Origin of the sequence: Terribacillus halophilus, from assembly GCF_900162685.1 — a bacterium.
Lineage (GTDB): Bacteria > Bacillota > Bacilli > Bacillales > Amphibacillaceae > Terribacillus > Terribacillus halophilus_A.
The window spans coordinates 521,444-543,427 of sequence record NZ_LT727828.1 but is presented as its reverse complement, the minus strand read 5'-3'; the positions used below and the strand labels follow the sequence as shown (position 1 = coordinate 543,427).

Below are 21,984 nucleotides of genomic sequence, written 5' to 3'. Positions count from 1 at the left end.
GACAGCCTCCTCACGTACGGTAAGACGCATTGATTTTGACGTAATCATAAGATAAATCACAGCCCCAAGCAGTTGCTTCTCCAGATCCTTCCTGCAGATCAATCGTGATTACTACCGTTTGCTGTTTCAATTGTTCACTAGCCGTTTGCTCATCAAATACAGCTGGCTTTCCTGCTTGGACAACCTGCACATCACCTAGCCATACGGAAATATTACTCGGATTAAAGGTCGCGCCGCTGTTTCCTGCAGCCATGATGATTCTGCCCCAGTTTGGATCCGCTCCATAGATGGCTGTTTTAACAAGACTAGAAGCAACAACTGTCTTCCCGATTGCACCAGCTTCCTCTGCCGATGCTGCATGCTGTACTCGAACTTCCACAAGCTTTGTTGCACCTTCTCCATCACGGGCAATCTTTTTCGCTAACTCCTGTGACACATAGTGGAAAGCTGCATAGAACTTCTCCCAATCTGGATGGCCTGCATGCAGCTCCTTATTACCAGCTTTTCCGTTTGCAAGCACAAGTACCATATCATTGGTGCTCGTATCTCCATCAACCGTGATCATATTGTAAGACTGATCCGTCGTTTGCTTGAGCAGCTGCTCCAGTACATCAGCGGGGATGACAGCATCTGTCGTAACAAAGGCAAGCATTGTTGCCATGTTTGGATGAATCATACCAGAACCTTTCGCAGCACCGCCTATCGTAACTGGAACACCATCAATGGAGACGGTGACAGCAACCTGCTTTGTGCATGTATCTGTTGTCAAAATGGCGTGAGCAAAATCATCCGCCTGACCTTGTGTCTCTATCGAGTGAATGCCATCAATCACTTTATCCATCGGCAGCTGGACACCAATTAAACCAGTTGATGCTACCGCTGCATACGTTGCCGGAATCCCAAGCTGGTCAGCAAATGTCTGCCGCATTGTATAAGCGTTTATCAGTCCTTCTTCTCCTGTACAGGCATTCGCGTTCGCACTGTTGACGATAATCCCTTGCAGTTTTCCTTCTTTCCGAATGCTTTCTTCCGTTACAACAAGCGGTGCAGCACGAAAGCTATTTAAGGTATAAACGCCAGCAGCAGATGCCGGAATATCTGAGTAAATCCAGCCAAGATCCAGCTTATTTCCTTTTCGCAACCCGATAGCAGCTCCGCCAGCCTGGAAGCCGCCGGGACTGCTGACATTTCCATCTTCTATGATTGTATATGCCGCCTGTTTTGTCTTTATCATTTCATTTCTCTCCTTTATGGATAAACCGGCAGCGTCCATAACCCTGCTGTCTGCTCCCAGCCCTGCATAATATTCATATTTTGAATGGCTTGCCCTGCTGCTCCCTTAACCAAATTATCGATGACAGAAACGATTGTCAGTCTATTCGTTCGTTCGTCCAAATGAAGCCCAATATCACAGAAATTACTAGCCGCTACTTCCTTCGTTGCCGGCCACTCACCCAAAGACCTAAGGCGCACAAATGGATGACTTGCATAATAATTTTCATATGATTCCAATAATTCAGATGCTGTTTTATCTGTTGTAAGGTCCGCATACATCGTTGCCATAATACCGCGCGTCATAGGAACTAGCTGTGTGGTAAAGCTCACCAGATGCTGAGAACCCGATACGCCTGCTAACGCTTGTTCAATCTCAGGAATATGCTTATGGGAGCCTAGCTTATAAGCTTTTATATTTTCATTTATCTCGCTGTAATGTGAAATAGCTGTTGGTGTCTTGCCAGCTCCGGATAGTCCTGATTTGGCATCAATAATAATGGAGGCTGGGTTGATGAGCCCATTATGTACTGCTGGCAGCAGCCCAAGAAGCGTCGCCGTCGGATAACAGCCGGGGTTTGCAACGACATCGGCCTCGCTTATCTGCTTCGCGTTCAGCTCTGGAAGTCCATATACGGCTTTCTCTAATAGTTCTTCTGGAGCTGCATCCTGCTGATACCATTCTTTATAAACAGCGGCATCCCTTAATCGAAAATCACCTGCCAGATCGACACAGCGAATTCCTGCTTCTGCAAGTCTCGGGAGCAAATCTCTGCTCACACCCGGCGGAGCCGCAAAAAATGCAAAATCCACCTGCTGACTTAACGCTTTCACATCAAAAGTCTCTAAACTTCCGGTTATAAACCCATCTGTATGCGGATAAAAGTCCGTCAATGATTTCCCCGCACTGGAATGGGAGATAATTGTTTTTACTTCTGCATATGGATGTATATGCAAAAAACGCAGCAACTCTACCGCTCCATAACCTGTACCGCCAATTATTGCTACTTTCAAGACTGCACCCCCCTCTAAACAAGTTCGAATTGATTAGTAATTATACTTTAGTATGTATTTTTATTCAATAGTTCTGGATAAAGAAATTGCAGTTCTGCATGATTTCGCACTTCTTGACTCTACTTATAATACTATGTACAATTAGTGTATTGTTTTCATCACGGACTAACACAATTAAATGATGTAACAACGGTTGAAGTTAAGAGAAGTGTCCCTATTGTCTAAAAAACTATGGAGGAGGATCTTGCATGACACCGCTTATTTGGTTCTTATATGTCATCGTCCCAGTACTAGGAATGCTAGCCGCATTCATTCAAGCTAGCCGCATGAAAGAGGAAGGGGAAGGTAACGAATGATTGCCACGTTTATCATTTACTTGGCTGCGGTATTCATTATTGGATACACCGCGGAAAAATTTATATCAAAAGGCGAGGAAGGATTTTATCTCGGAGACAGGAATTTCGGAGCCTTTTCTACCGCCATTAGTGCAGGAGCAACAGACTCCAGCGGGTGGATCTTCATTGGAGCTGCCGGTCAAGCATATCTTGCAGGTATCTCGACCATGTGGATGCTGCCCGGATTCCTGATTGGTTATTTTGTGAACTGGTTTGTCGTTGCTCCTAGATTACGTAAGTTTTCCGAGAAATCGGAGGCATTGAGTATGTCTGACTTCTTCGAAAAACGCTTCAATGATAAATCGCACTTATTAAAAATCACCTCTAGCGTCATCATCATCATTTTCTTTGTTGCCTATATGGGGTCTCAGCTATCTGCTGCAGGTAAAACGTTAGATGCTGTCATTGATTTCGATTTCAATACAGGCCTTGTACTTAGTGGTATCTTCGTATTAGGCTATTCCATTCTGGGCGGATATCGTTCGGTTATGGTAACCGACGTTACCCAAGGGGTTATGATGTTACTTGTACTAGCTGGTTTTCCGCTCTATATGATTTTGTTCCAGCTTGGCGGTTTCGGTACTTTCTTTGACACGGTGAGAAGTATTGACCCATTGCTTGCTTCTCCAGCAGCAGGAAATATTGGTTCACTCGCAGTCGGTGTAATTATCGGGCACATCGCATTTGGTTTTGGTGTACCAGGTCAGCCGCATATATCACAGCGCTTTTTGTCTGCTAAAGACAATAGCACTATTAAGCAAGGATCGATTATTGCGATGGCATGGATTATTATCTCTATGACAGGAGCTAACCTGCTTGGATTAATCGGCCGTGTCTTGCTTCCTAACTTAGAAGATCCGGAATATGTATTCCCTACTGTTGCGATGGAAGTATCGCACCCGATTATTGCCGGTGTTATCGTTGGTGCTATCTTTGCCGCCATTCAATCGACATTTTCTTCGCAGCTGATGGTGACAACGCAAGCAATTGCAAGTGATATTTGGAAATCCGTTTCGAAGAAAGAATACTCAAGCAAACAGTCTCTTATTATCAGCCGGACGGCTATGGTAGTTCTGACGCTGCTTGCTATTGGTATAGCGCTACTCAATTTACAATCAGTCTTTGCACTTGTTCAATATGCATGGGCTGGATTAGCAGCAAGCTTTGCTCCGGTTCTTCTATTCAGTCTTTACTCGAATATCGTTACAAAATGGGGCGCCTTCTCCAGTATGATTACTGGTTCTCTGGTTACAGTTATCTGGAAAGGTTTAGGCTTGGATACGTATTTATACGAGATTATCCCAGGCTTAGCCATTTCCATACTTGTCCTCCTTATTGTCAGCAAGCTTACAAAAGGGCGTGGCAATGCTCCATTGAAAGAAGAAAGCATGAATCTGTAAAACGGAAGACAGGTTTGCCAGGATTATAGCGGCAAACCTGTTTTTTACCATGATAACGTTGACTTTCCTAGTGAACCTTCCTATCATTAGGTTCAGCTATTCTATTTAAAAGGATGAGACGATGTGAAAATTAAGTCTTTGTATAAGACCATCTATGATGATCTTGTCAGTAAGATCATGAGCGGATACTATAAAGAAGGCCAAAAGCTTCCATCTGAAAAAGAACTGGATCAGCTTTATCATGCAAGCAGAACACCTGTGAGACAGGCCTTATCCAAACTGGAAAGTGACGGTTTTATCTACAGGCTTCAAGGGCGCGGATCCTTTGTATCTGACAATCGCCCCAAACAGCTTTGGACAAGAATGACTGGGTTCACCAATTACTACTTAAGTGAGTGGGAAAAGATTACTTCACGCACAATTGATGTCGAGAAAGTACCAGCACCGGCCGCGATTTCGCCGCTGCTGAAGTTAACGGATAGTGACAGTGCACAGCTGACCAAAATGACGCGCATCCGTTTTTATGAAGGCGATCCTATCATCTATTTGCAGCATTATCTGCATCCGCGTTTTCCCGTGGAATCGCTGCAATCAAACGAAAATTTTTTCTCTATTGCAGAGATATTAAATGAAGAATTCCAGGTGAAGGTAGCGCGAGCGGATGAAGAAATCGAGGCTATTATGGCTGATGATTATTTAAAAGATGTCCTTCAGCTGGATGATGCACATACGCCATTAATTAAGGTAACCAGAACATCTTATACGGCAGCAGATGAACCCGTGGATGTAAATGTTTACTACGTTAATTCAAAGAAATGGAAATTCGAAGTAAGCTTTCGTCAGAGTGAGAAAAATTTCGAGTTTTTCTGAATACAGAGGCTGGGACATAACAGTTTAAGCTATATAAAGATCCAAACAATACTGCACTTAACAGCAGCATAGTTTGGATCTTTTGCATTGAGAACGAAGATAAGAGCATTGCTTCGGAAATACACTCCGCTTTCCTGCGGGCGGCTGGTGAGCCTCCTCGTGCAAAAAGCGCACTGCGGGGTCTAACCTAGCCTTCCTCCCGCGGGAGTCTCCGTGTATTTCCTACGCTGATTTTTTATGGGAGAGCTTCACTAGTGTAGATAGAATACGTAGACTCCTCGAAAAAGATGCGATTTTCTTGTCGGTGTCAACTTCAAAAGCCACTCTTGGTCCAACGATAACAGCTAAAGTTAGAAAGCAGCAGGTCAGAGGCCTGCATTAAAAAGTATGAATCTAGTCATCGTTCGCTTTTAGGATAAATTAATCTTGTTTTGTCCCTAGCTCTTGTATTGCTTTATTAAAATCGTTGCACGAACAAAGAAATATGTTATACTGCAATCAAACAGAGTGTAAGCGCTAACAAAATGTATACTTGCACTTTTCCGCTGCTGCTGTAAAATTTGATGTGGCAAAATGCTAGTAGGAGGAGAATGATGATGCGATCAAAGAAGACGCTTATTCATGTTGCTGTAGATATCAATCAGACTGCGAATCAATTTAAATCAAGCATTGTACTAGTAATGGATAATAAAGTGGTAGATGCGAAAAGCATGCTCGGCCTGTCTAATTCGGTGCTTACTTCCCACTTTTTCCGCTTGGAAATATACGGCGAGGATGCGGAAGAAGCTAAAAAAGCGATGCGGGATGTGTTCTTAAGTAATGGACTGCCTGTAGAAATCAGTGACAAATAAACATGAGAAAAGACAGCTCAGCCGAAGCGGTGAGCTGTCTTTTTTATTAGAATCGTGATGGTTTCGGAATGATAGGATTCCGAAGCTGACCGAGACCCTCTATTTCAATCTCGACTACGTCCCCTTCTTTCAAAAACTGCGGCGGATCCATCGCAAAACCTACACCATTTGGAGTTCCGGTCATAATTATATCCCCCGGCTCTAACGTCATAATCCCCGAGATAAATGAAACAAGATGCGGAACAGAGAAAATAAGCTGTCCTGTATTAGAGTCCTGGCGCTTCTCCCCGTTTACAAATGTTCGGATAGAAAGATTGGAAACATCTTCAATCTCGTCACTAGTAACAAGATACGGGCCCATTGGCGCGCTTCGGTCCAGCGTTTTCCCTTGCAGGAATTGCGGTGTACGTCGCTGCAGGTCACGTGCTGTCACGTCATTAGCAATTGTGTAGCCAGCTATGTATTCCATTGCCTCCCTCTCCGAAACTTCTTGTGCTCTTCTTCCAATGATAACCGCAAGCTCCCCTTCATAGTCCAGCTTTTCGGTCTGCTTCGAGTGGTATACACCTTGGTCATGGGCACAAACAGCATTGGCGAATTTACCGAACAACACTGGATACTCCGGCAGTTCTCTGCCCATCTCTTCTATATGATCTTTATAATTCAATCCTACACAAATAATCTTCCCTGGTTTTGGTACTGGCGGTCCTAATTTCACTTCTTCTGATCTGTATTGTACAGTCTCAAGACCCTCTGTGAGCGCAAATGCCTCCGCTCGGTAGGCCCGTTTCAGCGCTTGGGGACCCATTTGGTAAAACTCATGCGGATTAGCGGGCAGCAGACTCGCTACCGACATGGCCAAATCCTCTTCTCCCTCTGACAGAAGAAAATGCCGATACGCTTCCTGCAGATCAATGATACGCCCCTCGACACTGCTTCCAATCCGATATGGATGCAGCTCTTTTCCAGCTTTATAGGTTACTAGCTTCATTATGCTGTTCCCCTTCCATTATTCGAATACTCAAAATTAACTCTCTCTTCTATGATATAGTAAGAAAGTCAGACAGCATAGAAGAAAGGGAGTCTTAGAATGAAAAATGTTTACTTGAATCACGATGGCGGTGTGGATGATTTAATCTCGCTGTATTTGCTACTAAAAATGGAGAACGTAAACCTAATTGGCTGTTCCGTTATTCCAGCTGATTGCTATTTGGAGCCAGCATTATCAGCCAGTCGTAAAATTAACGATATATTCGGTAATACGGAAACACTAGAAATAGCTGCATCGACTTCACGAGGCAAAAATCCTTTTCCGAAAGATTGGAGAATGCACGCTTTCTTCGTTGATGCGCTGCCGATTCTAAATGAACAGCTTCCTGTGCAAACAAAGGTTGCTGAAAAACCAGCACACTTAGATTTAATTGATAAGCTGAAAGCACAAGAGGAGAAAACGACACTCATCTTCATTGGACCACTAACAGATTTGGCTCGTGCATTAGAAGTAGATGCTTCTATCCAACAGCATATTGAGAAGCTTGTTTGGATGGGCGGCACCTTGCTGTCCAATGGCAACGTCGAAGAACCCGAGCATGATGGAACTGCAGAATGGAATGCTTTCTGGGATCCGGAAGCCATGGACGTTGTTTGGAAAAGTGACATACTAATTGATATGGTCGCTTTGGAAAGTACCAATCAAGTACCTTTAACTGTGGATATCCGCAACAATTGGGCGAAAAACCGCAAGTATGAAGGTGTAGACTTTGTCGGACAAAGCTATGCTGCCGTGCCTCCGCTCGTTCACTTTGAGACAAATTCTACTTACTATTTGTGGGATGTGCTGACAACTGCTTCCGTTGGAAAAGAAGCATTAGTCAAGAAGAAATCTGTTTCTGTCAGTGTGGAAGCAGACGGACCATCACAAGGTCGTACATATGAGAATCAAAACGGAAAAAGAATTCAATTGGTTTATGATGTGGATCACGATGCATTCTTCTCTTACATTCTAGAATTAATGAAGGCTTAAACTCTTAATTGGTATCGCACATATACAATAAATTTGTTATACTATTCCGTGGCTGTTATCCACAAGTGGATAACTTAATTCGAACAAAACGGAAAGAAGGCAGATTAGCGACATGTATATGGATTACCATCATCACACGAACAATTCGATTGATTCTAAAGCAGTCATGCAAGATGTCTGTCAGGAAGCAATCGGCAAAGGTATCAAAGAGATTTGTTTCACTGAACATTATTCTGTTAATCCATTGGCGCCCACCTATGGTCATATGGATTTTACTAAATACCAAGCGGACATTGCCGCATCACGGGAACAATTTGGCGATCAGCTAACTATAAAAATGGGGATCGAGCTATGCGAGCCGCATTTGATGATGGATGTTTATACAAAAGCGCTTCAGCACATTCCTTTTGATTTCATCATGGGTTCTGTGCATAATATAGGCAACCAAAAGCTGCGCCTGCATTTGCGCGCTAATCCAGAGACATTTTATCATGACTATTTTGCAGAGATGTACAAGCTTGTATCTGATGCAGATATCGATGTTTTGGCACATATAGATCTGATGAAGCGGTATGCTGTCCAAGAAGGTCATGGAATCTATTCTTTTGAGCAGCACAAAGATCAAATCGCAGCCGTTCTGGAAAAAGCGATACAGCGCGGAATTGGAATAGAAATTAATACATCCGGTATGCGCAGCTCACTCGGTGAAGCGATGCCGACTCCGCAAATCGTATCGCTTTATCATGACTTAGGCGGCAGAATTTTGACACTTGGATCGGATTCCCATAAAGCAGAAACAGTCGGTGCTGGAATTAAAGAAGCCGCGCAAATTGCGCGGCAATGTGGTTTTACTCATATTCACCAATTTGAAAACCGCGAGCCGAAAGCTGTACCTTTAAGCTAAGATTTTCTTTCATTTCGCAGTTTATGTTTAATAAAAGCATCAAACTGATCATCCTGACTTTCCGGCAGCAATGCTGGACTGTCAGGATTTTTCATAAATGCCTCGTCTTCACTCCAAAGTTCTTTTCTTAAGTAGCGAAGTCGAACATAATACGTCATCAGCTTCAAATCAAGCCACATTTCTTCTTTAAAGAACTCAAATACTTCGGCTTGACTGTCCATCGTCTCCTGTTTTTTCTGCGCGATTGTATACTGTGCTTGAATGACTTGATTCACATGTCTCTCCATCAATTCTTGCTCTGCTATTGTAAATGTACCTTTTTCAATGGTATCGTTCATTAGCTTCTCTGCTTCGTCTGTATGCTTCAATATGATTAGTTGCTGTTCACGAATCGTATCCAATAGATCAGAGAACTGGGAAAAAGACTGTTGGATCATATCTGTCGCTAGATGCATAACATTCTTTTCGACATTCTCCAATAGTTCACGAAATGTATGGTAACGTTTATCCGTCAGCTTGACTCCATTATCAGAAGTCAAACGCTGAATCGTCTGTACGCTCGTCATATAACGATAGTACCTACCTGCCAATTCCTCCACTTCATGCTCTGCTGGGACTCTGCCGTCCTCTGCGACAAGCAATCGTTCATTGCTGGGCATATACACAAAATAATAATGCACCGGTATCTTGTTATCCTTACAAATTGCGGGACATAAGTCTACACGTTCATCCTGCTGCTGCCGATTACGTTTAGACGCCTCTGTCACCGGCTGTGGTAAAGATTCTTTCGTAACCATCTGATTTCCTCCGTTCTTTCCTGCTCATTACCTATTATTTCACAAATTACCCTAACTCAATCCTACCTTATTCCACTATTCTAGTGTAAGCATTTTCATGTGTATAAATAAAAAAATAACAGCCCGTTAGGACTGTTATTCTGTCTTTGCTGTTCGCGGAAGGATTAATACTTCTACTCTGCGGTTTTTCTCTTTGCCCTCAGCTGTATCATTTGAAGCAATTGGCTTGAACTCGCCATACCCCTTGGCACTAAACCAACGTGGATCAAGCTTGTCATTTTCTAATACAAGCTTCATGAAATTAACAGAACGCATCACACTAAGCTCCCAGTTAGAGTGATAAGAGGATGTACTGATAGGCACATTATCTGTGTGTCCGCTAATGATCACTTCTCGAGGCGGGTCCATCACGAGCAGCTCGGAAATCTCTCTGGCAATTTCTTCATCTTTTACACTGACTTCACTGCTGCCGGAATTGAATAACACGTTATCGTTAATCGTTAACAGCAATCCCTCATCCGTAAGATCTGTGGAAAACTTATTACTCAAATCCTTATCATTTATATATGTTTCAATCTTTTCTTGAATCTGCTGCAATTCTTCCCGCTCTGCCGCTTCGAGATCAGCTTCATTCACTTCTTTATCGTCGGCTTCTTGTGTTACGGCAGCCTCTTGTGTTTCTTCTTCTTTCTTTTCTTCTTCGTTATTCTGGTCAATAACAGTAGAACTTGTCTCATTTCCAGGCGTCATGCTCGTATTTGATTCCAACAAACCCTCTCCGCCATGCAACACACTGCTGAAGCTATCAGATATCTTATTGAATTTCTGCGCATCGATGGAACTGGTTGCAAACAAAACGATAAAAAGCGCCAGCAGCAGGGTCAGAAGATCTGCATAAGGGAGAAGCCAGGATTCGTCGACATGTTCTTCGTGTTTTTTGTGCTTGCGCTTCCTGCTCATACCGCTACTTCCTCTTCTGCATCGCTAAATTCAGCTTTTTCTTTGCTCGGCAGATAAGCGAGCAGCTTCTGCTCAAGCATTCGCGGCGTTTCACCTTCCAAAATGGAAAGAATACCTTCTACCATCAATAGCTTGTGCTGTACTTCTTGCTGTGTTTTTCGTTTCAGCTTGTTGGCAATCGGGTGACAAATAACATACCCCATGAAAATCCCCATTAAAGTAGCAACGAAGGCTGCTGCAATAGCGTGGCTTAACTTATCAATATCTGATATATCACCAAGTGCTGCTATTAGTCCAATAACAGCGCCTAGTACACCTAGCGAAGGTGCATAAGTACCTGCCTGCGTGAAGATAGCAGCTCCAATTGCATGACGGTCTTCCAAGGCATCTACTTCTTCATTCAGCACATTACGGATATATTCTGGTGATTCTCCATCGACTGCCATGCTTAAGCCGTTACGAAGGAAGTCATCCTCTACATCACGCGTACTGTTTTCCAATGCCAGCAATCCTTCTTTTCGGCTTATTTGGGACCATTCAGAGAACATAGTGACAAGTTGTTTCGTATCAAATTGTTGCTTACTTTTAAATACAACACCGAGCAGCTTCGGAAATCGTTTTAATTCGTTTCCTGGGAAGGCTAGTGTTACGGAAGCAGCCGTACCGACTAGAATGATCAGTATGGCAGCAGGATTAATAAGCGCAGCAGGACTGACACCCTTTAATACCATTCCGACACCAACCGCAACCAGGCCTAATATGACACCAATTAGTGAAGATTTATCCATATTTCCATTCTCCTAGATTAGTTTTGATTACTCCTTATATCGGATACATCTCAGAAATCTGTATCTTTTTTAGTAAACTTTACGTTTCTTTTCCAATAGAGAAGGCTATTAGTAACAAAAGTGTCATATTTCTATTCGACAGTATAAGATGCGTCCTTCTACCTAAGCTAATACATAGCATTAGACACCATTGGCAGGAATACGCGTGACAAAGGTGGTGTTTGTTTCTGTTGTGAAATCGCATACACAGGACGTAAGATGGAAGTAAGCACTTACAAATTACTTTGTTTTTATAAAAGGAGGAAACAGCATGGCACAGGAAAAAACCAGTGTCCGCGCTCGCGTTCAAAAGTTCGGTTCCTATCTGAGCAGCATGGTTATGCCGAACATCGGCGCATTTATTGCTTGGGGTCTTATTACAGCTTTATTTATTCCTGATGGATATTTTCCTAATGAAACAATTGCAGCTATCGTAAGTCCCTCTATTACTTATCTTTTACCATTGTTAATCGGTTTCACTGGCGGACGTCTTGTACATGATATTCGAGGCGGGGTCGTCGGGGCAATTGTCACCATGGGAGCCATCGTCGGTTCTCCAGATACACCGATGTTCTTAGGAGCAATGGCAATGGGTCCGCTTGGCGGGTATGCCATCAAGTTATTTGACCAATATATTGGTTCTAAAGTACGTTCTGGATTTGAAATGCTCGTTAACAACTTCTCTGCCGGTATTATCGGTGGTGCTTTAGCAATTGGTGCTATCTACTTTGTTGGTCCGCTTATTGAGGGCTTAACAGATGCTTTAGCTTCTGGGGTAGACTGGCTTGTTGGACTTGGCCTTCTGCCGCTTGTTAACATCTTGATTGAACCAGCAAAGGTATTGTTCCTAAACAATGCAATCAACCATAGTATTTTTACACCTATAGGATCAGAACAAGCAATTGAGACAGGTAAATCAATCCTGTTCCTATTGGAAACAAACCCTGGACCAGGTCTTGGAATATTGCTCGCATATATGCTATTCGGCAGAGGAAGCGCCAGAGCTTCTGCACCAGGCGCAGCAATTATTCATTTCTTCGGGGGTATTCACGAAATTTACTTCCCGTATATTTTAATGAAGCCGGCTTTAATTGTGGCAGCAATTGGCGGAGGTGTATCGGGTACACTTACTTTCAGCTTAATGAATGCTGGTCTAGGTTCACCGGCTTCTCCAGGAAGTGTCATTGCTATCTTCCTAATTGGTAAGCCAGGTGATTATCTCGGATTGGCATTAGGTATTCTTGTTGCAACAGCAGTTTCTTTCGCAATTTCTTCTATTATCCTAAAAAGCAGTAAAAACGCAGAAACGGATATCGAAGAAGCAACTGCGAAATCAAAAGAAATGAAAGGCACGAAACCTGCTGCAGCAGCTGGTATTAACCAATCCGGCGGTGCAACAGATGAAGCTGCTGAGAATTTGGATACAGCACCAGAACATGCAGACACTAGCAGTGAGGCTTTCGATTACAGCAATGTAAACAAGATTACATTTGCTTGTGACGCTGGAATGGGCTCTAGTGCAATGGGTGCTTCCCTTCTGCGTAAGAAAATGAAAGATGCTGGTTTGGATATTAATGTAGACAATGCTGCTATCTCCAACATCCAAGACGATGCAGACATTGTTATTACACAAAAGAATTTAACAGACCGTGCTCGTAATAAACGACCAGATGCGGAGCACATTTCCGTAGAAAACTTCTTGAACAGTCCGAAGTACGGTGAACTGATCGAGAATTTAAAGAAACACCAATAAGCAGGGAGTGATTTGATTTGGAATTGGTTAGCAGCAGAGAGAGAAGAATCATCCTGCAATTGCTGCGTTCCAGACACCAATTCATCTCCATTCGAGAGCTGGCAGAGTTATTACATGTCAGCTCTCGAACTATTCACCGTGAATTGAAACAGGTGGAACGGACACTTGGCGAGTATGAACTTTCCTTACTCCGTGTCACTGGTTCTGGTATTCGTGTTGAAGGAGACCCTGCTCAGATGGAAGCATTACAGGAGCAGTTACATGATGCGGTTGAAGTAGACACAACCCAGGAGGAACGGCTGCTCCATCTACTCTTTCTCCTAGTAGGAGCTTCTGAGCCTGTCAAAGTCGCTTACCTGGCAAACGAGGTACAGCTGTCAAAAACGGCCGTTTCCGTTTATTTGGATGCTTTGGAGACAAAGCTGGCGGAGTACTTGCTGACCATCTCCAGGCGCCGCGGTGTCGGCGTAGAATTGGAAGGCGAAGAAAATGAAAAACGAAAAGCACTTGTGCAGCTCACGATGGAACAGCTCGATCAGGCATCCATCTATACATTTACAAATGATTACGAGGAAAATTTACATCAATTCCTGCAGCAGTTTATCAAAAAACAGCAGATGACATTAGTCGAGAAATATGTCATGGATCATTTGGCAAAACTGTCTTATTCGATTGCTGATAACGCCTATGTCGCTCTAATTACGTATATCAGTATTAGCATTCAGCGAATCAAACAGGGAAGGTTCGTCAGCCTCTCCCCTCCGCTGATGAAATCTTTACAAAAAACGGAAGAATATATGATTGCCGCTGCACTTAGCAGGGAATTGGAAACTACCTTGTCCCTTACTTTTTCCACATCGGAAATCGGTTACATTGCTATTCAGATTCAAGGTGCAAAACGGAATGAGACCATGCATCGTTCAGATCCGTTATTCGAACTGCAAGTACAAGCATTCATTCAGCTCGTTGCCGCTGCCATAAAACTGCCGCAGCTGGAAAAGGATGAAGCATTTACCGATAGTCTGCTCACGCATATCGAACCAGCCATAAGCCGAGCTCGAGAAGGTATTCAGACTTACAATCCGCTTACGGATAAAATTGAACAAGATTACAAGGAAGTTGTTGCAGCAGTTCGTGAGGCTTTGGAAACTGTCTTTCCTGCATTTCGTTTTGGACAAGGAGAAGTTGCTTTCCTGGCGCTGCATTTTGCTTCTGCAAAAGAGCGACAGCGCAGCAGACAACGACTTCACGCTTTAGTCGTTTGCGCAAGCGGCATTGGCACCTCGAAGATGCTCGCTAGCAGACTGCAAAATGAATTTCCCGAGATCACTCAGGTTACATTATCGTCTTATTTAGAATTAAAAGACATAGAGCCAGACAAATTTGACTTGCTCGTTTCAACGATTAGCCTTGACCAATTCAACAGACCATACTTGCTTGTCAATCCGCTGCTGCCTGCACCTGATGTTAAACGGATGGATGCATTCATTCAGCAGGAGCTTCCTACCATTTATACGAAACGAAAGCAGATAGCACCCGCTAAAACAGTACCACCTAAGAAAACCGAAATAACTGCTTTCGAACCAAAACTGGCAGAACTTCAAACGCTGACAGCAGTGATTCGCATACTTTGGAAGCATTTCATCGTAGATAACGCCTATCAAAGTCAAAATGATTTATTTGCATATATAGACCAGCAGGCTGCTGAACAGTCAATTATCAAAAAAGAAGGAACACTCGCTGAGCTTCTGCATCGTCGTGAGGAGCTTGGCGGTATGGGTATTCCTGACACCAGGATGGCACTGTATCACAGCCGAAGCAACGATATAGCGCAGCCTGCATTTTGGATGATGGCGCTATCCTCCCCTATTCCAATTAAAGGGATGGATAATCGAGTGATGAAGGCAGACCGCCTGTTCGTCCTTGCTGCACCGGACAATTTGCCTTTGAGCTGTTATGAGCTGTTCAGTAAAATCTCAAGCCTTATTTTAGAAGAGCATATCCAGCCTCTGATTCGTTCAGCGGATCAAGGAGCACTCAGCAAGGAATTGGCGCAGCTGCTCACTGCCCACATCCAGCAATTCACAGATCACTTAGGAGGGTAATCATGCAAGTATTACAAGAAGCAAATATTCTAATGGACACAAAATTAACAAATCAGGAAGATGCCATTCGCAAAGCCGGCCAAATTCTTGTGGATAATGGTTATGTTAACGAAAATTATGTGGATAAGATGATCGAACGTGAAGCATTGACTTCCACATATATGGGTAACTTTGTTGCAATTCCGCATGGAACAGAAGATGCTAAAGATGAAGTTATCGCTTCCGGAATCTCTGTCATTCAAGCACCAGAGGGTGTGACATTTGAAGGAAATGAAGTAAAACTTGTCTTCGGCATTGCCGGAAAAAACAATGAACATTTAGATATTCTTTCGCAGATTGCCATTGTTTGCTCAGAGGAGGAAAACATCGATAAGCTTGTTAGCGCGACAAGCAAACAAGAGATCATAGATATGTTCTCTGAGGTGGATGCATAATGAAAAGTGTACACATTGGAGCAGGCAATATCGGGCGCGGCTTTATTGGTGCCCTTCTCTCCCATGCAGATATCCATGTAACTTTTGCTGATGTCAATGCGGACATCATCTCTGCCTTGCAAGAGAACCAGCAGTATGAGGTTGTTTATGCTCAGGAAGAAGCGCATTCCGAGACAATTACCGGGGTTACAGCATTGAACAGTGCTACCGAAGAAGAAGCTGTGGCCAAAGCCATTGCCGATGCTGATCTTATTACGACTGCTGTTGGTCCATCCATCTTACCCCACGTGGCACCAGTTATAGCAAAAGGACTTGTTCAACGCGCGAAACAGCCAAAGCCAGTTCATGTGATTGCATGCGAAAATATGATTCGCGGCTCTAGCCAATTACGCGAACTCGTTATGTCGCATATTGATGAACAGGACAAGGAACAAGTTGAAGGCTATACAGCCTTTTGTGACGCAGCAGTAGACCGGATTGTTCCGATTCAAGAACATCAGGATTTGCTGACAGTGCAAGTAGAGCCTTACTTTGAATGGGTAGTGGAAAAGAAAAACTGGCAAGGTGAGCTTCCTGCTATTAAAGCCATTACTTTTGTCGATAATTTAGATCCTTATATTGAAAGAAAGCTGCTTACCGTTAATACGGGACACGCCGCTATTGCCTACGCAGGGTATGCTAAAGGCTACAGCACGATTATCGAGGCTATCCAAGATGAAGAAATCCTAACTTTAGCCAAGCATGCTTTAGAAGAAACGAGTGCACTATTGAAGGATAAATGGGGCTTCCAGGAAGATGAATTGAACCACTATATTACAAAAATCCTGCAGCGTTATCAAAACCCATACATTTCGGATCTCGTCACTCGCGTAGGACGCGGACCAATCCGTAAGCTTGGTCCGAAAGACAGACTCGTGTATCCAGCTCAAGCTTTACTAGAGCAAGGGAAATCAGCTGATGCATTGCTGACAACGATTGCTTACGCCTTACATTTCAATCCAACTGGTGATGACGAAGCAAGTGAATTACAGGAGCGCATCAAGTCAGAAGGCGCTGCATCTACGCTAGCCAACATTAGTGGGCAGCCTCAAGAAAGCGCACTTGTACAGCAAGCAATAAAACAATATGAACAACAAAAAGACAGAGCCTAACCGCTCTGTCTTTTTCACTTCATTTTCAGCAGCCGTTTTTGCATCCAAATTGCTGCCTGCATTCCATCTCCCATCGCAATGCTGACTTGCTCAGAGTGCACGGTCACATCTCCGGCCGCCCACACACCTTCCACGCTCGTTTCTTTCGTGCGAGGATTGTTTTCGATATGATTGTTTTTATGAAGCTCCACACCTAAGGATGCTGCCAGGTTACTGTTTACCCGGTTCTTCCCGAATGCGACAAAGGCTTTCTCCGCCCATAGCTTCTCTCCATCTGTCAGGCGAAATCCTTCTAAGCCGCCACTTTCATCGAGCACTACCTCTTCAATAGGCTGTTCATAATATTCAATTGAGTGCAGCTTCAGCTTTTCAAATGTTTCCTCACTCACTGGTTCTTTTTCGTGATTGATGAAGATAACATCATCTGACCAATATGTCAGCATCACTGCTAAACCTGCTCCCGCTTCACCAGTACCTGCGACTACTGTTCGCTTGCCACTTATCTCATACCCATCACAATCAGGACAAACATATACATCTGTTCCAAGAAGTGGGTACAGATCTTTAACTGGAATCCGATCTGTTATCCCGGTAGCAATTAAAAGCAATGCTGCATCATGAGACTTTCCATCAGCAGTTTTGACTGTGAATCCATGTTTCCACTTTTCTACTTCCACTGCCTCCTGGTGCTCGACGCGTATACCTCCATAAGCATCTATTTGTTTTCGCCCGAGTTCCAGCAGATGATTTCCTGATACACCATCTGGCCAGCCAAGTAAGTTATGGTAGCTTTGACACCAATGCGATCTGCCATCATTCCGTTTATCCAGCAGCAGGACATCCCGCTTATATCGGCCAAATTGTATGGCAGCTTGGACTCCTGCGATTCCGCCGCCTATTATAATTACATCATGCATATACTTGCACCTCTCCTATTAATCATTATAATTGCACGCTCTACAGCAGTGTTTCTGCTCCATCAGCATATAGCACACTTCCTGACATATGCCCAGATGCGTCAGATGCTAGAAAACAAACAATGGAAGCTACATCTTCCGGCTTCCCAGGTTTTCCTTTCAGCGGATGCTGCCCCTTAGGGAAGACTTTCGGAATTTCTATCTCCGCCAAATGCGCTGTATCCTTTTCTGTTCTCTCTTCGATGTTCGTCTCAATGCCTCCCGGACATACGACATTCACCCGAATACCATATGCCGACAGCTCCAGAGCAGCCATCTTTCCGAAAGCTGTCTGTGCCGCTTTGGAGGCACTATAAGCACTCATCCCAAAGCCAGAAAACGTACGATTACCATTTATCGAACTGGTAATGATGACACTTCCACCTTTTTCTTTCATGTAAGGAATGGCATTCTGAAGTGTCAGAAAAGTACCCTTCGCGTTTGTGCCAAGCGTCTGATCCCAATCTTCTTCTGGCAAATGCTCAATCGGAGAAAGCGTCCCATTAATGCCTGCATTAGCAAACACAATATCCAGCTGTCCAAATTGATCAATCGTTTGTTTAAGTGCCTGTTTCAGCTGTGCGCTGTCTGTAACATCGACTGTCGCTGCAATTGCTTCCCCTCCTGCAGCCTCGATTCCAGCAGCCACTTCCTTGACTGTGGCTGCGTTACTATCAAAAAGACTCACACGAACACCCTTTGCAGCTAGCATGGTTGCCGCAGCTCTTCCAATACCAGAGCCTGCTCCGGTCACAATTGCCACTTTTCCATCCAGTGATGCTTCCATCCCGTCACTCACTCCTTTATGTATCTACTAGTTATTTCCTTACTCTCTATGAAGTAAAACCCTTTCTGTATAAAAAAAGAAACCTGGACAGAACAAGATTAATTCATCCTAAAAGCGAACGATAACTAGATCCATACTTTTTAATGCAGCTCTCTGACGGCTGCTACCTCTCCAACATTAGCTGTTATCGTCGGACAAGAATGGCTTTTAAGTAGACACCGTCAAGAAAATCGCTATCTTTTTCGAGGAGTCTACTTACTCTGCCTACACGAGTGAAGATTTCCCATCACACAAATCAGCGTAGGAAATACACGGCGATTCCCGCGGGAAAAAGGACCAGCCGCCCGCAGGAAAGCGGAGTGTATTTCCGAAGCGATGCTCTCATCTCCGTTTCCCATGCAAAAAATCCAAACAATTCTGCAGTTAATTGCAGTATTGTTTGGATTTTATATAGCTTAAACAAGTTATGTCCCAGCCTCTTTATCGGTTAATCTTCTAAGGCTAAATAAATATGCGCCAAATGATGTTTGCCATGCCACGCATAGATACCTATGTTTTCTTTAAGGCTGACTTCTTCTCTAGTCTCCGGATGGATAAATGTTAGTTGAAGCTGTGCCGGGGTGAGTGCGTGAAGCAGAACAACCCATTTGTTATGAATGGAAGCTAGCAAGTCTAAAGCAGACTGCACAGGCATTTCATAATCGGCCAGCTGTGCCCATCTCGCCTCATCATATGGTTTTATAACAGGGTTCTCTTCTGTTAACGCCAACTTAAAACACACAAAGGAATTTAGATGACTATCAGCCAAATGATGCACAAGCTGCCTAACGTTCCATCCTCCTTCTCGGTATGTACGTTGAAGTTCTAATTCGGAAAGCTTGTTTACTAGTTCGGTCACCTGTTCTGGAAGCTGATTTATTTCGTTTATCCACTGTTCCGTCTGCAATGCTGAAATAGCACCTTCTACCCGAAACTTTCCAATCGGATACCTTCTGTCCACCTGTTCTCCTCCTCACTCATTCAACTAATTTTAACAAAAAAGACCGTACCTAGTAGGTACAGTCTTTAAAGTTAAGATACTTGAGAAGCAGCATTAGATGCTGTAATCCGGCCTTCTGTTTCTTTATCGAAGAAATGCACTTGTTCCATATCAAATAGTAATGTGCGTTTATCTTTGCCTTTAATATCTGAGCGGGCATCGACACGAGCAACAAATTCTTCTCCTCCTACATTTGCATACAGGAAGCTTTCTGCGCCCATTAATTCGACAACGTCAATCGTCGCTTCTACTTCATGTGCATATGAAAGACTTTCCTCGTAGTCAGCATCATGAATATGCTCTGGTCTGATTCCCATGACAACCTCTCCGTTACCGTAGCCTGCATCCTGCAGCATTTTCCGTTTTGCTGGCGGAAGCTGGAACGTTACGTTACCAAGCTTTGCCTTGCCGTCCTGGATGGTAACGTTGAGGAAGTTCATGGATGGAGAACCAATAAAGCCGCCGACGAACATGTTATTAGGGTTGTCGTAAACATCCTTTGGAGCACCTACTTGCTGGATGATACCATCTTTCATAACAACCAGTCTGCTTGCCATCGTCATCGCTTCTGTTTGGTCATGTGTAACATAGATTGTTGTCGTCTGAAGGCGCTGATGCAGCTTTTGGATTTCTGCTCGCATCTGTACACGGAGCTTGGCATCTAAGTTGGAAAGCGGCTCATCCATAAGGAAAACTTTTGCATCTCGAACAATCGCACGACCAAGTGCAACACGCTGGCGCTGACCGCCGGATAGAGCTTTTGGTTTTCGGTTTAAGTAATCTGTCAGTCCTAGAATACGGCTTGCATCCTGTACACGTCTGTCAATCTCATCTTTTTTGTATTTACGCAATTTCAAGCCGAATGCCATGTTATTGTATACGTTCATATGCGGGTACAACGCATAGTTCTGGAATACCATCGCAATATCGCGGTCTTTTGGCGGCACATCATTCATTCGTTCCCCATCTATATAGAAGTCACCGCCAGAGATTTCCTCCAGACCGGCAATCATACGTAATGTGGTTGATTTTCCGCAACCGGAGGGACCGACGAACACAATGAATTNAAGAGTTTCCCCCCAGACGGGCAATAATACGTATTGTGTTTTTTTTCCCGCACCGGGGGGGACCAACAAACAAAATAATTTTTTTGTCATTTATCTAAAAATAAAATTCTTAAACCGCCGTAACGTTCTTGTCGTAGACCTTTTGGATACCGTTCAACTGTAGCTTTGCCAATGTAAGCGCCTCCTTTATTGTATACTCTTACTTTACCTTGTTTCTCCCGTAATTGCTATTTGGCAGTTGCACAAAATGTAAGCGCTTTTATTGTGCGGTATGTAAATAGAAAGAAGCTTAGTTACCAAAAGGCAGGCTGCCGCTTCGGAAATACAATTCGCTTTCCCGCGGGCGGCAGTCGAACACTACACTCTTTTTAATAATTTTTCGGTATTCGTCTTGAAGTTTAAACGTCCTAATTATGTCCCAGCTTTACCATATTGCCTTCTTCAAGCAGTATCGCCTCATCCAGATGGACAGTTGGAGCTTTCACGACACAGTCAATGTGGACACCTGCTGCGATTGTTCCGCCAAATGTGTTGTTGCTGCCAAATGCGATATGAATTGTTCCATATACTTTTTCGTCTTCCAGGACGTTGCCGGTGATACGTGCTTTATCATTGGTGCCAACGCCAAACTCGGCAACATTGCGTCCTTCGCCCTCTCCGAGCATGTGAAGCAGCCTTTCTCCTTGCCGTCCGCTGGCTTCTGTCAAACGTCCTTCCTCGATTGTAAGAAGTACTGGCTCTTCTGCTTTTCCTAGCCCAGAAATGGAGCCGTCAATCCAAATACGTCCAGAAGCTGTACCCTCAAACGGCGCAATATAAGCTTCTCCAGAAGGCAGATTACCCGATTGGCCATTTTCACGGTAGACGCCTGTACTAGCTACACCATTTCGCCCTTGAATAGAAAAGGTTAACGTTTCACCATCTTTTGATATAGTAACCTTTTGGGCTTGATCCAGTTTTTCTGAGACATTATATGTCAATTTTTCTACAGTATCGTAATCAGCGCTGATAGCTCCTTCCAGAAACATATCATATGTAATGCCAGGCATCGTTGCGACGCGAACGCCTGCCGCTGCTGCATCTTTCTTGGCCATCGTATGTGTTAAAGAATGCTCCGTAATACAGACAGCTACATCGCAATGTTTCATTGCTTCTGCCACGCCGCTTGGAGGCTCTTCCCCTGACTTCTCTCTGTCCTGCATCACAAGCATGAGCGTTTCTGCTCCAATCAGTCTGCCAGCTGCGTACAATGCTTCTGCCAGTTCTTTTTTGCTGTCATCCGTTACGATAAGCAATGTTTCCTCTTTTTTCAGTGCCAAACTGCTGCGCAGGACATTCTTGCTATTTTCCACTAGCTTACTCCCCATGAAGGCACCTCC

The 21,984-nt window shown here is 43.9% G+C and carries 19 protein-coding genes and 1 pseudogene; 9 read left to right on the top strand and 11 right to left on the bottom strand.

Features of this window, described 5'->3' with window-relative positions; genetic code table 11:
- Positions 1–10: 10 nt before the first annotated feature.
- Positions 11–1,234, bottom strand: a complete 1,224-nt coding sequence (argJ, locus tag B1K52_RS07455; RefSeq protein ID WP_077306865.1) for a bifunctional glutamate N-acetyltransferase/amino-acid acetyltransferase ArgJ — start codon at positions 1,232–1,234, stop codon at positions 11–13.
- Positions 1,235–1,248: 14 nt separating this feature from the next.
- On the bottom strand, positions 1,249–2,286 hold the full coding sequence (argC, locus tag B1K52_RS07450) for an N-acetyl-gamma-glutamyl-phosphate reductase (protein ID WP_077306863.1): 1,038 nt from the start codon (positions 2,284–2,286) through the stop codon (positions 1,249–1,251).
- Between the two features lie 352 nt (positions 2,287–2,638).
- On the opposite strand from argC, the gene B1K52_RS07445 reads away from it, so the two are divergent.
- The 3 genes from B1K52_RS07445 (at position 2,639) to B1K52_RS07435 (ending at position 5,802) form a co-directional block, all read left to right on the top strand.
- Positions 2,639–4,081 (top strand): sodium/proline symporter, encoded by a 1,443-nt coding sequence (locus tag B1K52_RS07445; RefSeq protein ID WP_077306861.1) that lies wholly within the window; start codon positions 2,639–2,641, stop codon positions 4,079–4,081.
- Between the two features lie 123 nt (positions 4,082–4,204).
- The gene (locus B1K52_RS07440) at positions 4,205–4,951 is read left to right on the top strand and encodes a GntR family transcriptional regulator (protein ID WP_077306859.1); all 747 of its coding nucleotides are present in this window, start codon (positions 4,205–4,207) and stop codon (positions 4,949–4,951) included.
- Between the two features lie 593 nt (positions 4,952–5,544).
- Positions 5,545–5,802 carry an HPr family phosphocarrier protein gene (locus B1K52_RS07435; RefSeq protein WP_306278119.1) on the top strand — a complete coding sequence of 86 codons (258 nt, stop codon included), beginning with the start codon at positions 5,545–5,547 and terminating at the stop codon, positions 5,800–5,802.
- 46 nt (positions 5,803–5,848) lie between these two features.
- Here B1K52_RS07435 and B1K52_RS07430 read toward each other — a convergent pair whose 3' ends face one another.
- Positions 5,849–6,793, bottom strand: a complete 945-nt coding sequence (locus B1K52_RS07430; protein ID WP_077306857.1) for a fumarylacetoacetate hydrolase family protein — start codon at positions 6,791–6,793, stop codon at positions 5,849–5,851.
- Between the two features lie 99 nt (positions 6,794–6,892).
- On the opposite strand from B1K52_RS07430, the gene B1K52_RS07425 reads away from it, so the two are divergent.
- Positions 6,893–7,825, top strand: a complete 933-nt coding sequence (locus tag B1K52_RS07425) for a nucleoside hydrolase (protein WP_077306855.1) — start codon at positions 6,893–6,895, stop codon at positions 7,823–7,825.
- Positions 7,826–7,937: 112 nt separating this feature from the next.
- Positions 7,938–8,729, top strand: a complete 792-nt coding sequence (locus B1K52_RS07420; RefSeq protein WP_077306853.1) for a histidinol-phosphatase HisJ family protein — start codon at positions 7,938–7,940, stop codon at positions 8,727–8,729.
- Here the strand turns inward: B1K52_RS07420 and B1K52_RS07415 are convergent.
- The 3 genes from B1K52_RS07415 to motA form a co-directional block, all read right to left on the bottom strand.
- Positions 8,726–9,526: a hypothetical protein gene (locus B1K52_RS07415; protein ID WP_077306851.1), complete on the bottom strand. Its 801-nt coding sequence runs from the start codon at positions 9,524–9,526 to the stop codon at positions 8,726–8,728. The two genes, B1K52_RS07420 and B1K52_RS07415, sit on opposite strands and share 4 nt — an antisense overlap.
- 135 nt (positions 9,527–9,661) lie before the next feature.
- Positions 9,662–10,486, bottom strand: coding sequence for a flagellar motor protein MotB (gene motB / locus B1K52_RS07410; RefSeq protein WP_077306849.1), 825 nt, complete (start codon positions 10,484–10,486; stop codon positions 9,662–9,664).
- Positions 10,483–11,274 carry a flagellar motor stator protein MotA gene (motA, locus tag B1K52_RS07405; protein WP_077306847.1) on the bottom strand — a complete coding sequence of 264 codons (792 nt, stop codon included), beginning with the start codon at positions 11,272–11,274 and terminating at the stop codon, positions 10,483–10,485. Before motA ends, motB begins: the two co-directional genes overlap by 4 nt.
- Before the next feature lie 310 nt (positions 11,275–11,584).
- On the opposite strand from motA, the gene B1K52_RS07400 reads away from it, so the two are divergent.
- From B1K52_RS07400 to B1K52_RS07385, 4 genes are read left to right on the top strand one after another with little or no spacing between them, the layout of a single operon-like run.
- Positions 11,585–13,066, top strand: coding sequence for a PTS mannitol transporter subunit IIBC (locus B1K52_RS07400; protein ID WP_077306846.1), 1,482 nt, complete (start codon positions 11,585–11,587; stop codon positions 13,064–13,066).
- Between the two features lie 17 nt (positions 13,067–13,083).
- Positions 13,084–15,171: a BglG family transcription antiterminator gene (locus tag B1K52_RS07395; RefSeq protein ID WP_077306844.1), complete on the top strand. Its 2,088-nt coding sequence runs from the start codon at positions 13,084–13,086 to the stop codon at positions 15,169–15,171.
- A gap of 2 nt (positions 15,172–15,173) precedes the next feature.
- Positions 15,174–15,605: a PTS mannitol transporter subunit IIA gene (locus B1K52_RS07390; protein ID WP_077306842.1), complete on the top strand. Its 432-nt coding sequence runs from the start codon at positions 15,174–15,176 to the stop codon at positions 15,603–15,605.
- Positions 15,605–16,756, top strand: coding sequence for a mannitol-1-phosphate 5-dehydrogenase (locus tag B1K52_RS07385; protein ID WP_077306840.1), 1,152 nt, complete (start codon positions 15,605–15,607; stop codon positions 16,754–16,756). The genes B1K52_RS07390 and B1K52_RS07385 overlap by 1 nt, the downstream gene beginning before the upstream one ends.
- A gap of 14 nt (positions 16,757–16,770) precedes the next feature.
- On the opposite strand, the gene B1K52_RS07380 is transcribed toward B1K52_RS07385, so the two are convergent.
- The 5 genes and pseudogenes from B1K52_RS07380 to B1K52_RS07360 form a co-directional block, all read right to left on the bottom strand.
- Positions 16,771–17,673, bottom strand: a complete 903-nt coding sequence (locus tag B1K52_RS07380; RefSeq protein WP_077306838.1) for an NAD(P)/FAD-dependent oxidoreductase — start codon at positions 17,671–17,673, stop codon at positions 16,771–16,773.
- Between the two features lie 40 nt (positions 17,674–17,713).
- Positions 17,714–18,499, bottom strand: coding sequence for an SDR family oxidoreductase (locus B1K52_RS07375; RefSeq protein ID WP_077306836.1), 786 nt, complete (start codon positions 18,497–18,499; stop codon positions 17,714–17,716).
- Between the two features lie 487 nt (positions 18,500–18,986).
- Positions 18,987–19,499 carry a YfiT family bacillithiol transferase gene (locus B1K52_RS07370; protein WP_077306834.1) on the bottom strand — a complete coding sequence of 171 codons (513 nt, stop codon included), beginning with the start codon at positions 19,497–19,499 and terminating at the stop codon, positions 18,987–18,989.
- A 71-nt stretch (positions 19,500–19,570) separates the two neighbouring features.
- Positions 19,571–20,602 (bottom strand): annotated as a pseudogene (locus B1K52_RS07365) (ABC transporter ATP-binding protein); the annotation flags it as partial.
- Between the two features lie 410 nt (positions 20,603–21,012).
- Entirely contained in the window at positions 21,013–21,972 is a 960-nt protein-coding gene (locus tag B1K52_RS07360) for an aminopeptidase (RefSeq protein WP_077306830.1), read from the bottom strand.
- Between the last annotated feature and the right edge of the window lie 12 nt (positions 21,973–21,984).

Bases quoted from the DNA above. Each gene is read 5' to 3' on its own strand.
- B1K52_RS07420 (WP_077306853.1), top strand. From the start codon at position 7,938: ATGTATATGGATTACCATCATCACACGAACAATTCGATTGATTCTAAA.
- B1K52_RS07360 (WP_077306830.1), bottom strand. From the start codon at position 21,972: ATGGGGAGTAAGCTAGTGGAAAATAGCAAGAATGTCCTGCGCAGCAGT.
- B1K52_RS07380 (WP_077306838.1), bottom strand. From the start codon at position 17,673: ATGCATGATGTAATTATAATAGGCGGCGGAATCGCAGGAGTCCAAGCT.
- motB (WP_077306849.1), bottom strand. From the start codon at position 10,486: ATGAGCAGGAAGCGCAAGCACAAAAAACACGAAGAACATGTCGACGAA.
- B1K52_RS07385 (WP_077306840.1), top strand. From the start codon at position 15,605: ATGAAAAGTGTACACATTGGAGCAGGCAATATCGGGCGCGGCTTTATT.
- B1K52_RS07375 (WP_077306836.1), bottom strand. From the start codon at position 18,499: ATGGAAGCATCACTGGATGGAAAAGTGGCAATTGTGACCGGAGCAGGC.
- B1K52_RS07415 (WP_077306851.1), bottom strand. From the start codon at position 9,526: ATGGTTACGAAAGAATCTTTACCACAGCCGGTGACAGAGGCGTCTAAA.
- B1K52_RS07425 (WP_077306855.1), top strand. From the start codon at position 6,893: ATGAAAAATGTTTACTTGAATCACGATGGCGGTGTGGATGATTTAATC.
- B1K52_RS07400 (WP_077306846.1), top strand. From the start codon at position 11,585: ATGGCACAGGAAAAAACCAGTGTCCGCGCTCGCGTTCAAAAGTTCGGT.
- B1K52_RS07430 (WP_077306857.1), bottom strand. From the start codon at position 6,793: ATGAAGCTAGTAACCTATAAAGCTGGAAAAGAGCTGCATCCATATCGG.
- motA (WP_077306847.1), bottom strand. From the start codon at position 11,274: ATGGATAAATCTTCACTAATTGGTGTCATATTAGGCCTGGTTGCGGTT.
- B1K52_RS07390 (WP_077306842.1), top strand. From the start codon at position 15,174: ATGCAAGTATTACAAGAAGCAAATATTCTAATGGACACAAAATTAACA.
- B1K52_RS07445 (WP_077306861.1), top strand. From the start codon at position 2,639: ATGATTGCCACGTTTATCATTTACTTGGCTGCGGTATTCATTATTGGA.
- B1K52_RS07435 (WP_306278119.1), top strand. From the start codon at position 5,545: ATGATGCGATCAAAGAAGACGCTTATTCATGTTGCTGTAGATATCAAT.
- argJ (WP_077306865.1), bottom strand. From the start codon at position 1,234: ATGATAAAGACAAAACAGGCGGCATATACAATCATAGAAGATGGAAAT.